This window comes from Enterococcus sp. DIV0210g, from assembly GCF_050559705.1.
Taxonomy (GTDB): domain Bacteria; phylum Bacillota; class Bacilli; order Lactobacillales; family Enterococcaceae; genus Enterococcus_B; species Enterococcus_B faecalis_A.
Map to the genome: position 1 here is coordinate 1,812,643 of NZ_CP187903.1, position 13,047 is coordinate 1,825,689.

A 13,047-nucleotide genomic window follows, 5' to 3' on the forward strand; every position below is an offset into this window, starting at 1 on the left:
AATCCAAGAATTTACACAAACCTGTAAAAGTGTCTAAATTTTTGGCTATCGCTTTTTTCTAAAAAAAGCGATAAAAACAAACAAAAAAGCTGTGAGGAAAATTCCTCACAGCTTCAAACATCAATCGATCAGTGATCGATTATTTGTTTTTCAAGTTGTAGAATGATTTCAAACCTTTGTATTCTGCAACTTCACCAAGTTGGTCTTCAATACGTAGTAATTGGTTGTATTTAGCAATACGGTCAGTACGTGATAAAGAACCATCGAATAACGTTGCTTCGCAAGTTATTCCCCTTGATTTCACCAGCGGTTCGTTGCAACAGCACTTAAAACTTTCTTTTGCTCTTCTTCTCAATAAATGCTGATAAATCAGCATTTTCAATCGAGAAATCATAAATACTGGTCAGCTATCTACAATCTTTAGGTTGCATTTCTTATGTCTCTAGCATCTTATCAAACGATGTCTAGATTTTCCAGTATATAATAGTAGAAACATAAAAATTACTGTTTCTACTTTGCAATACTGGAAACTTGTGCATAACTAATTAATATTTTTTATATTAGAGATTTGAACATTCCAAGTAACTAGTGAATAAATTTTCTCTTATTTTTAGGAATTAAATCTATCAATAAGATTGCTGAAGGATAATGTTTTTGCATATATTCCACAGCACCTAACTCATGTGAATCTTCAGAAGCATACAGTTCATCTTTTAATTGCCCCATATCTATTACAATACTTCCACTTAGAAAATCAACTGCATCCTTAAATTCTTTATTTTTGTGGTAAGCTTCATAAAAATCAGCAAGCTGTTTACAACTAACCACTCCATTTATCGTTAGCTCGATTAATGCTTTTTGGATATTCAAACTTATCTACTCCAATCTGTTTTCAAGAATACTTCTTTCAATTCCTCTAAAGTTTATAATCTTTTAGATAAATCCGTATTTATTCCAGAATCAATGAACTTCCCTATTTCTTTATTTTTACTATTATTCAAATTCTTTCTTCCAGTTTTTATGCTGAATTGTGTCATAATAATTCTGTTTTTAGCTCTTTTGGTACTTTTCTTCGCATGTTCACCTTTATAATGGAACCTTCTTTTTCGTAAAAAGTAGATACTATGCCAATGTTATCTAAATTATTCACTAGCTCTACATTTTGAGGTGTATTTTCTATTTCAACTGATTTATTTTTTCCATTTTCATCAATAGTCAATTCAGAGATTGGTTTGTTCTGTGTTCCCAGCCAATATGTTATATTTTTTATAGAAATCTCATTCAACTTTTTATTTTTGAAAAGATTATTGACTAAACCAACGAATAGTTCCGTATTTGACAAATTGTCAAATATACAATCATATTCTTCTATTGAAAAATCAGTAATATTATTCTCTAAGAATAAATTAAGCGTTTGTTCAATTGTTGATTTACTTAATGTCCTATCTTTTAAGTTAAAGATAAAATATTCTTTTAAGTATTCAACATTTATATTCTCAAGCAATTTTACAAACAGTGTATCATCAGAAGAAATTCCTCTTTCGAACAGAATATCCAATAATTTAGTATTTTTGAAAAACTCATCTGATTCTTCATTAACAATAATACTTAGCAACTCTTTAATTGATTCAAGTTTCCAATTCTTTATGAGAGAAAGCATTTCATCTTCTGACAAGTCAATCTCAGAAAAATTTTCTAGAAAGTCATTAGGATGATTAAGTACTACCTCGACAATAACACCATCTTCCTTAAACTTACTAACATTTTCTATATTAAAATCAATTAAATTATTTCTAGCTAAAATATGAGTGCTTTGACTTGAAAGATTGCCTGCATCATATGTTGTAATCCCTAGTAGTTCAATATTATCCTCTGTAATACCTATCGCTTTATTATCAACCATCTTTTTAAGCAATACTTTTAATTTATCTTTTGAATCAGATTTATCATATTGTTTTTTAAGAGAAATCACTTCATTCTGATTAGTGAATATTGAGTTTATAACAGATAAATCAATTTCTCCATTTTCATAATAGTCTTCTATATTTTCCCATGTGATACTACATTTTCTCTTCTCTAATAATGTTTCCCAAAGCGAAGAATCCGTTACTTGGTTAATTTTTTCTACTGTAATATTCGATTTATTTATTAGGTTTGTCTTAATATCTAGTTTATTAAGTTTTTGGGAATTTAATAGACTTAAAAAACTTCCCTCGGTTTCAAATAATTCGTCTAATGAAAATAGAACTTCATCTACAAAATACTCTAAGTTTGTATTCGTATCTCTGATTAAATTATCTATCTTAGAATTTAATATATTTGCGTAAGAGACCGCTTTTAATTCATCTGAATTTTTGTAGTTTAAAATTTTAGAAAACATATTTTTATCATATCTATACAATTCACATTGAATAAATTTATCATATTGTTCTTCAGACAAGTTATCTAATTCTATATCATTAAAATAGATTTTCGCAGATTGAAATGTCTCTTCATTATGTTCAGATAAGACTTCCATAATGGTATTAGACTCTACATAGTCTTCAATTTCTATAAAGAAATTAGGTCTATTTAAAATGTTTTCTCTTATTAAGAATACATAGTCAGACGCATCTTCATCGCCTTCAAACTCTTCATTACCTTCATAAACTGGCTTATACTTACTTAATACCTGTAACAATAGATTCTTTCTATTATCTTTCCCATAGTATAGAGTTATATCACCTAAACAAGCATAAAAAATCAAATCAATCAATCGGTTCTTTTCTGAAGCATTGCATTTTTCTATAAAATCATTCGAATATTTTCTTAATAATTCAAAAGCTAAATTAGCGATATTCAATTTATCTTCAGCTAAAATTATTTTCAAATTTTCTAAATATAAATCTTCTTCTTGAATAAAGATTTTTTCTAAAACTGCTTCACGAATCTTATGTTTATCTTTAAAGTTATTAGAAAATAGGTACTTCAAAACATTGATGTTAAGTATTCCCTGCTTTTCAAAATCTTGTGGTAAAAGTTCACTAACAAATCCTTCTGGATTATCAAGTTTTTCATTAAATTCAACACTTTGATTAGATTTCAATTTAACTAATAGATTTTTATCATCAATAGTCATGCTTTTTTCATAAAAAATGGATAAATACGATGAGTAGTCTTCGGCTAAATAACCATTAGATAAAATATACAGAATAAAATCCTTATCTTTATTGTCGTATTTTTCTTTTGTCATTTCTGCATATATTAATTTTACTAACTCAGGATACTTTTTTATTTTTTGTTTCAAAGATGCCCTGATGAAAGTATTTAACTCATTTCTCTTTAAATCATACTCTTCCTGTTGTTTTTCCATTCTTGCTTTTAAAATTGAATCTTTTTCTTTTGATATGTGAATAAAACTGTTTTTTGGAATTGTATATGTTCCTCGATATGGGGAATTGAAACTAATATCCTCTTCATCGTTATCTAAAATATAATCAATAAATGTCATATCTAAATCTGTTAGATTTCTATATTGTTCATTGATTATTATCCTATCATTTCTAGAGAATCCTTGGTCAAATAAAAATTTCTTTATTTCAGATAACTTATCTACATTTATTTGTTCCTCGATTTTTTTAAATTCAGCTTCAATTATTGTTAAATCTTCTTTTACTCCTCTAATTAATTCACCATCAAATTTACCCTGAACAATTATTTCATAGATAAAACCTTGTGACTTTTGTAATTCTGTAAATGCAGAAGGGACTAGATTTTTTAACGCTATTATTGAAAATAAAGCTTCTTTGTTCATGCTTCTAGATAAACTTCCATGTATATCTAAATAAGTAAAAAACTCATTAACGATATTTGTCAACAACCTCAAATCTGAAATATATAAGGAGATGTCTTTCAAAAAGTTCTCGAAGTTTCCATCTAAATTCGTCACTGACTTCTCTTTCATCATAGGTACTAGATATTCTCTTGAATTAAACGTATCTACGACTGGTATTATCGGAATAATTAGTTCAAAAAATTTCGTTCTAATTTCTGATTCATGTTCCTCAATATCTTCTTTTGAATTTGAAAATATATCCTCTTTCACAGCATATATAAATGTGATTTCCCGACTGATTTGTTTTGAATTGTTTAGAAGTAGATTAAGTTCCTTTAAATGCTCGAATACTCGAATACTTTTAAATCTGTCAACATCTTCTATAACCACCACATCGAACTTATTCGTTTCAAAATAATATAAAATCTCATCTATATATTTGTTAAAATAAGAAAAATTATTTTTGTCCTCTTCAATTGAAACATTAGCAAAGTTTAGTTTTGAAAGTTTGAATTGTTTCAAAACTGTCTGAAAGATTTGAAAAAATAAAATACTAATGCTGACTATTAGGAAGCAATACAAAATCAAGTCAAGAGACTCAGTGTTACTGGCGATTTCTTCGAAATTACTCAAAACTATTTTTTTTAAATTTAGGTAATCTTTTAAATAAAAAAAACTTATTAGTGATGACAAAAAAAGGAAGTATAATAAAATCTTTTTTCTACTCGAAATATGATTGATTTTTTTGAAACGTGAATATGGTAACTTAGAATTTTTTTCTCTATAAATCATTTGTTTTACCAAGCTATTTTCTAATTTTTCATTCAAATCATCAATATTATCAGTTTCCTCTGCATTCGCCTCTTGATTTTCCAATTCTTGTTTAGAATAGGAACCCAATGATAAATTCAAAACTTTATAATTAGGATAAAGAAATTCAAAATTCTTTATTATCGTACTCTTTCCTGAACCATAACTCCCCATTAAAGCAATATTAGTTACATCAGGATTTTTAACACCATCATGAATTCGCTTAATATATGGCATTATTCGTTCTAACTCTATACCTTTTAAAATCTTTGGAGATAAACTACTTTGAATAAATTTTCCAGCATTATTTTTTTCTTCAATTTTATTCGACTTTGCTTTAAACCAATCAATTATTTGATTTATAACAATTAAGTATGATGTCCAAAAAGTTTTTCTTAATTTTTCTAACAATTTTTTACACATCCTTTATTTATGATAACTCTAAATTTTGATGTAAAGGTATTTCGTATCAAATCACTCTATACAATAAAAAGCCTAATTAAAGACTTCTTATTGTAACTATTTAAACTTTAGACAATTATCTCCAAAGGAGGTAAACTTTCTACTAAATCCATTGTTTGCATAGATACATTAATAATAGACAACAATAGATTAAATATATATTTTGGATTATCTGAGAACTCATTAGGGTCATCAACTATCCCAGATTTTTTATCTTTTTTCACTTGATATTGGTCAATAATCCACTCAATAGCAGGTTTTCCATTCACAACATATTCGTATGCACGTTCAGGAATATCTGTTATCACAATATCTTCATTAAAAATAATGGTATCTAGTTGTCCACGTCTAGGATGTTTCATCTTCTTCACTTTAAAACTTGGATTATCTGACTTAAAGATTATATTTACACCGTCATATGCAGGAACATCTTCATAATTTAAGTGTAAATCAGCTAATTTTCTGCCAATTTCAACATATTTTTCTTTGTTTCTAACCTTTGGTATACGAGGAAGTTCCTTTTTTAAATCACTCGCATAAGTTTCTCGATAAGCTTTTGAATGTAACAATCCATAAATATAATAAAAAGTATCTTCAGTTGACAACCCAAACTTTGTACCATTAATATTATCGCTTTTTTCCAAAAGAAGATTTCCTTCGTTTAAATGCCATTGATAGAAACCCTGTCCTTTCTCCATTAAATCTAAACTAGGTATTAAATCTATGACCTCTGTAGAAAATTCTCTCTTGGCTCCTTTACCTGTAACAAAAATTATCGGATTTCCCTTTTCCCAGTTGCGATATTTGCCCGGTCTTTCTACTAAATTGTTTTCATAATAAATATATTTTTTAGTAAAAGGTCTATATTGTATTAATTGAAGATGACTATCGTTAAATTCAATTGATACCTGCTTATTTAATTTATCAATTAAACCAGATGACCACTTAATTTTACTACTATCTCTATCAATATCTACAGTTGAATCATTTAATTTCAAATTATTACGTTCAGTTTCATACTTTTCAATCATTCGCTGAACATTTTTAACTAAATTTTCTTTACTAAAACTAATTACCCATGAATCCCTATTTGTGCTGATTCCTACTGCCCAATCTTCAAAAATCTCTCCTGCCATTTTTGGATAACTAGAATAGTTCTCATCTCTTTGATTAATCCAATCGTTATGTTTATCTGGAATTATTTCTTTCCATTCTATATTATTTATAGACTCTTTAACATTCACTATATTAAGTTTCTCTTCCCTAGTAAGATAATCACCAATATCAAAATATTGAATTTCGTGTTTATCACTACCATCTTTTACCAGAATACTAATTGCAATTGGTGTTCTGCTACCTGAACCAAATATTTTCCCACCTTCTTTACGAGATGTCTCCCCTTGTGTTCTTTGGTCTCCACGCAAATTAAAGATATACAAATAATTAAATTCCTCATAAAGACATTTTCTCAATCCATCAGTAGTTTGGGAATCAATAAAAGAGGCATTTGATACAAAACCAATAACACCTTTCCCTGATAATCGGTCACTTGACCATCGAATAGCTTGTATATAAGAATCATATAAGCCTTTATTTAAATTAGCATCAGAATATCTACTATAAGTTTCCTCAATACGTTGATTTAAATTTATATATTCTATATTTTTATTATTATCATTTGCATCAGATTGCCCTACGGAATAAGGAGGATTCCCGATTATCGCAGTAATTGGAACTTCTTGTTGACGTTTCAACCGTTCATCATTTGTTCCAAAGAACGAATCATCTAAGGTATCTTCTTGTTCCGTTGATTCAAACGTATCAGTCAATACTATTCCTTCAAAAGGTTCGTATTCTTCGTGATTAATCTCTGCAAAGGTTGATTCGATATTAATTGCTGCAATATAGTAACTTAACAATACAATTTCATTTGCGTGTAATTCTTGTGTATATTTTCTTGTAATATCAGCTAAAGTTATTTCTCCATTCGCTAACTTATCTTTTAAATAGTGTAAAGTTCGAACAATAAATGTTCCTGTTCCTGTAAATGGGTCTAAAATATGAACTCCTTCATCTTCAATGGCTTTTCCAAAGTGTTTTTTTAACACATCATCGACTGATTTAACAATAAAGTCAACAACTTCCACAGGAGTAAAGACTATACCTAACCGTTGTGTAGTCTCTTTGAACCCTGGATTTGAGTCAAGACCTCGGACACGATTTGCGAGAGTTTTTTTCGAGATTCCGGCGGGCGAGTATCTCATCGTTTCGACCAGCCGTCAAACCAAAACCGTTTGACCGCTGATCGAAGCGATGAAGTTGAAGCCCTGTGGAAATCTCGCAAAAAAAATGTAGGTGGCAGCTAGGAACTATGCCTGCAATGCCAACTCCTCCATCTGATTTGGTGTTAAATAATTAATACTGCTATGGATTCGCTTGCGATTGTAAAATCCTTCAATGTATTGAAATAACGCTAAATGAGCGGCTTCAAAGTTTTCATACGCTTTTGATGGATAGACTTCTTCTTTTTTGAGTGATGCGTGAAATGATTCGATACCGGCATTATCGTAGGGACAGCCCTTACGACTGAAGGAGTGCCGGATGTTTAATTCTTTCAGCTTTACCTCGTAGGCTTCGCTGGTGTACTGAGAACCCAAATCTGAGTGGATGACTAGGTTCTCGGAGGGTATGTGGTTTAAGAGCGCATGGTCAAGGGTTTCGATGACCAATTCTTTGGTCATCTGCTTGCCAAACTTCCAACCGATGATTTTCTTTGTGTGGAGGTCTTGGATAGTGGAGAGGTAGGTCCAGCCATCTTTTAGGGTATGAATATAGGTGATATCTGTCACCCATTTTTGATTGATCGACGTAGTGGTGAAATCTTGGTTTAACAGGTTTTTGCGTCCTTCACTTTTAACTTTCGCTTGCTTGCCAGGCTTGTATTTTTTGAGGGTGATTGAACGTAAGCCCAACTTTCTCATCAGTTTTTGTACTCGCTTTAGGGACAAGGTTTCGCCGCGGCCAACAAGAATCTTATGAATTTTGGGCGCACCATAGATACCCTTGTTTTCAAAGTAAATCCCCGAAATCAAGCGGCTTAGGCGTTCGTTTTCTGATTGGCGTTTGGAAGGCTTCTTTTTCTTCCAGTCATAGTAGCTGGATTTTGGTGTTTCCAAAACGGTACACATCTGTTTTACGTCATGATCATTTGCATTTGATTGAATAAATTCGAAGACATCACTCGTTTTTACTTTTGAGCGAATATGGTTAAAGCCTTTTTTAGGATGGTGTTTTCCTCCTGCATGCGGGCCATTTCCTTTTTCATTGCTAGGATTTCTGCCTCAGTCATGCCGGTTGCTTCATTCTTTGTATGAAGCTTCTTCCAGCGATAAATCGTTTGTGTAGCGATACCATATTGCTCTGCCAGTTCCTCGACCGATTGGCCAGACTGGTTTAAATCTAAAATCATCTTCTTAAAGTCTTCATCAAATTTTTTCTTGGCTTTTGCCATCTTGGACACGTCCTTTTCTTAGTAGTTAAATTCTACCAAATCGTGTCCATGAAATCATCTTAACATCACCCTTTAGAGAAGAATTTATCGTATAAAGTAATAATGATTTTTTGTTTTGCTTCTGCATTGTCAATACCTTCAGCACGTAATTTTACAGAATCATAAAATTCTTTTAATTCATCTTGTTCTTTATTAAATCCACCAAATTTTGATAATTCTTCTACGATTTTATCCATTGCTTCTGAAACAGGATTGTTATTCACAAAGCTATACTCTCCAAAAAGAGCTTCAAAAATAGGAGCAGTAATTAGGTGTTGAGCTAACATTTCAATTGCTTGTTTTTCATCAATACTTTCATTGATATTATGTTGTAAACTCTTCAAAAACTTATCAAATTCAATGGCAGTTTGAGAATTTTCATCACTAATCATAATGGTTATTTGTTCAATATGACGTTGTGCTATTTTCGCAACATCTTCTGACCAATCTTCAAGGTATCTTCTATCTCCTACCTTTTTGACAACTTTTGCATAAATAGCATTCTCGATTTCTCCCCAATCTAACTCTAAAGCGGTTTGATAAGAGGATTGTTCATTATCATTGCCTTTTGAAGAGTTTTCTACATCTTCAACTGATGGGGCTTCACCTATACCGATAACATCCATATTTTCAGGTTTTTTTCTGTTTAATTCCAGTTTATTAATCATAGCTGAAAAACGTTCATCCACTGAACGCAACGCATTTAAAATTTGCCAAACCGCTTCATATTTTTTATTGTTATCCAAAATTGATTCTGGGGTTGTCCCTTCAGGAATAACAATAGGTAGTATAATGTAACCATACTCTTTGTCTTTAAATTTCCGCATGATTCGACCAACTGCTTGGACAATATCTACTTGTGATTTCTTAGGTGCTAGAAAAATCACTGCATCTAGATTAGGAACGTCAATTCCTTCTGTCAAAAATTTCACATTAGATAACACTCGTGTTTCATCTTCTGCAAAATCTTCTGATAACCAATCTAACGCTTCTTTCTTTTCTAAGGTGTTCATCATACCGTCTACATGTCTAACATTTATTGATTGCTGAATACTCTCATTTCCATCTAGGTATTCATTGACTACTTCATTGAATTGAGAAGAAATTTTCTTTGAATTATTTATGGTATTAATGAAAGAAATAGCTCTCTGCATAGGTTTTCCTTCAAAAACAGCATCTTTATCTACACTGCTTCTTTTCATTAATCCGTTCCAAACACCGATTAATTTAGAAACATCATCAATATCTAAACCATTTTCACTATCAGATAAGACTCTTTGCATGTCTTTTTGAATAACCTTTTCATCGACTGCTAAGACCATTACTTTATAATCAGTTAAAATATCATTTGAAACTGCTTGTCCAAACCCTAATCGGAAAATTTCTTCTCCATAAATGTCCTTATTGTCCATCGATGATAAGACAATGCTAGAATCTTCTGCTTTTTGTTTTGCATCTGTTCCGTAAATTTTAGGTGTTGCTGTTTGATACAATCGTTTGTTTGCTTTGATATAGTTATTATTATGAACTCTTGTAAATACGCTTGCTTCTTCTCCTAATGCTTTGGCACCTGTTGTTCTATGTGCTTCATCACAAATGACAATATCAAATTCAGGAAACCCTTTTTCTTGTGCTTCATGTAGAACTTCAATAGATTGGTAAGTAGAATACACAACCGTTAAATCTCGTTGATTATTCTCTATTTTTTTATAGTTAGATAGTAATTTATCTGAATCTGTGGTCGCAGGAAAACCAATATCTTTAGCAGATAATTCATCAGCATTCTTCTTTTTAGAAGCATTTCTATCACTTGTCACAGCAAATGAATGCATACTTAGTTCCGTATCATTATTCCAACCAATCAACGTTTGACTTAATAATTGGATACTTGGCACTAAATATAAAACATTAAAGGTTGCTTTATTCGTTTGTTTAGCCATCTTTTCAACTAATTTTAAACTAGTAAACGTTTTCCCTGTTCCCGGTGCCATAATTAATTGCCCACGGTCATTTTCTTTAAAGTAATCCATGGTTAAATTAATGGCATCATTTTGGTAAGGTCTAGTTTTCTTCACATTCTTTACTTTTACTTCATTTGAACTACTTGGAATAAAAGATTCCCAATCAATTCGACTATTTCTCAAATCACTCAAACCAATCTGTGCCACTGGTTTTGATAATTGATTAATCGCTTCATCCGCATTACTACTCAATGAATCTAATGAATAAACAATAATTCCATCAGAATAATAAGACTTCCCAAGTTCAGCTAAAAATGAATCAATATGTCTTTTATATATTTTATTGTCATAAAATTTGGCTTGAATAGCAGTTAAATCCCCTGTTGCTTCATTTCTTGCTACTAAATCAACCCCTGTATCTTTTTTGGGGATTGCATATTCTTCTGGAACTTCATTTAATAACCAAACATCTGAAAATAAATTTTTGTATGTTGGTTCATTTTTGAAATAAATTTGTGCGATTTTTTCAAAAAGAGTTCCCTTATCTCTTTGAATCTCACTTGATTGTTCCCTTGCTAATTGAATAAGTTCATCAAATGTCATTATTTTTCTCCTTCGTAAAATATTCTACCTAATTATAACAGCTTTCAACTTAATTAGGGATATAAAAAAACCTAGTCTAAAGCAGACTAAGTTTCAATTTCTGGAAAACTTTCAATAATAGTCAATTCCATTTCTGAACTATTTATTGTTTGATGAATAATATTCTGCACAGTATCTCGATATACCTGATTCCCCACACAATCGTTAGACAATGCCTCTAATGCTAGTAAGGTGAAAATAGCTTGTTTATAGCTTAGATTACTTGTAATAACAGTGACGCATTCAATTCATAATAATAGTCTCCATTCATTTTGATGGTTCTGAAGACCATCATTCAACGTTGCTATAGTCAATAAAAAAATACGATTTTTCTATTCAATCAAATATTTCTTTACTCATTTCAATTTAGAAAGACAAATGCTCTTAATATTTTATCTCCATCAGGACTAATAAGTATTTTTATCTCAAATTTTATGATAAAAACTACTTAAAAAATGACACTTGAAAAAGTCAATAAAATCAAGGGTTTTCTACTTGTTGACAAAATCAACAGATTGTTGTTATATCAACGTTTTAAAGCACTATTTTTCAAAAAACACCTGTCAGATACAACGAAGAAATTTTTATGGGTAATTCTACACTTAAAGTTATCTGGGAGGTGTTTTTTATATAAACTATTTATATCTGCTTAAATAATCGTTGATAAATCAACGTTTTAAATAACAAGAAAAAACTTACTTCCTAGCTTTAGGTTCAATTCTATATTACCTATAATGTATTTTAAGATTTTTCAAATTTCATGTATCATTTTGCTATTAATTATATTTTTATTCAATTTTTAAAATCTATAGCTGTTGGTTTAATTTTAATATTTCTTTTTCAATACTATACAAAAAAGGCAAGTAGAAAAATCTACTCGCCCAAAAGGAAAGAGAACAGTGGACTAGACTGTTCTCTTAATTTAAATATGACTTTTTTTGTTTCGCATCTCTATAAATAAGATAACATCCTATTTCTTACATTGCAAATTTGTAGAACATTTTTTAACCTGCAGTTTTATAATTCAAGCTTGCTCCTGCATCAGTTGTTGCTTTACTGAATATTTCAGTTAATTTAGGTTGTAAAGTATCTCTAAATAAAATATATGCGATTAATACAAAAATACCAAAAATTACCACCGCTACGATTACAAAAAGTCCTTGTGAAGCTCCATCTGTCATGAAAAATGACCTCCTTTAATATAAAATTTTATACAAGAATAATGAATATTCATGTTATATTTTTATAGTATCATCGTCATTTTTAAATTGCAATTTTAACTGTCGTATCAACACTTCACATCTAACTTTACTTATTTATATAAATCTAATTATTTGTTATATTTAATAAAAAAGTAAAGGGTGTTTTATTCCTTTCAACAAACGTATATTAATCAATTCCTAACGGAAATTCATCTGATATAAAAAAGAAAATTACTTAGAGGACATTATGAATATCATAACACCAAAAAAAGCATTGCCTCTATTTTCAAACCTCTTAAAATTAAAAAGTATTTTCTAAAAACTGGTAGATTGGAAATTTCTTCAAATTATAATCGTTCAATTCTCAGTATCAACAATAACATGATTTAACATTTTCATTTCTTTACTGAAGCTATTGATTTTCAAACAAATCTGCAACCGACTATTATGAAAGTATTGGCAAATACTCCTTAGCGTACCCAAACATCAAAATTATGATTCTTTTTTATCTCAAATTTTATGATAAAAATCACTTAAAAAATGACCCTCAAAAAAGCCTTATTTATCAAGGGTTTTATACTTGTTGACAGAAATACAAACTTACTG

The 13,047-nt window shown here is 30.0% G+C and carries 5 protein-coding genes and 2 pseudogenes; all 7 read right to left on the reverse strand.

Annotated elements, in window-relative coordinates; genetic code table 11:
• Positions 1–139: 139 nt before the first annotated feature.
• Positions 140–262 (reverse strand): annotated as a pseudogene (locus IGI64_RS08845) (hypothetical protein); the annotation flags it as partial.
• Positions 263–585: 323 nt separating this feature from the next.
• Positions 586–870 (reverse strand): hypothetical protein, encoded by a 285-nt coding sequence (locus tag IGI64_RS08850; protein WP_430596442.1) that lies wholly within the window; start codon positions 868–870, stop codon positions 586–588.
• Between the two features lie 163 nt (positions 871–1,033).
• Positions 1,034–5,035: a hypothetical protein gene (locus tag IGI64_RS08855; RefSeq protein ID WP_430596443.1), complete on the reverse strand. Its 4,002-nt coding sequence runs from the start codon at positions 5,033–5,035 to the stop codon at positions 1,034–1,036.
• A 119-nt stretch (positions 5,036–5,154) separates the two neighbouring features.
• Positions 5,155–7,278, reverse strand: a pseudogene (locus IGI64_RS08860) (type ISP restriction/modification enzyme); the annotation flags it as partial.
• A gap of 177 nt (positions 7,279–7,455) precedes the next feature.
• A protein-coding gene (locus tag IGI64_RS08865; RefSeq protein WP_430596444.1) for an IS3 family transposase occupies positions 7,456–8,597 on the reverse strand; the annotation gives its coding sequence in 2 pieces (ribosomal slippage) (positions 7,456–8,369 and positions 8,369–8,597; 1,143 coding nt in all).
• Positions 8,598–8,662: 65 nt separating this feature from the next.
• Positions 8,663–11,200 (reverse strand): DEAD/DEAH box helicase family protein, encoded by a 2,538-nt coding sequence (locus IGI64_RS08870; protein WP_430596445.1) that lies wholly within the window; start codon positions 11,198–11,200, stop codon positions 8,663–8,665.
• A 1,043-nt stretch (positions 11,201–12,243) separates the two neighbouring features.
• Positions 12,244–12,420, reverse strand: coding sequence for a hypothetical protein (locus tag IGI64_RS08875; protein ID WP_430596446.1), 177 nt, complete (start codon positions 12,418–12,420; stop codon positions 12,244–12,246).
• Between the last annotated feature and the right edge of the window lie 627 nt (positions 12,421–13,047).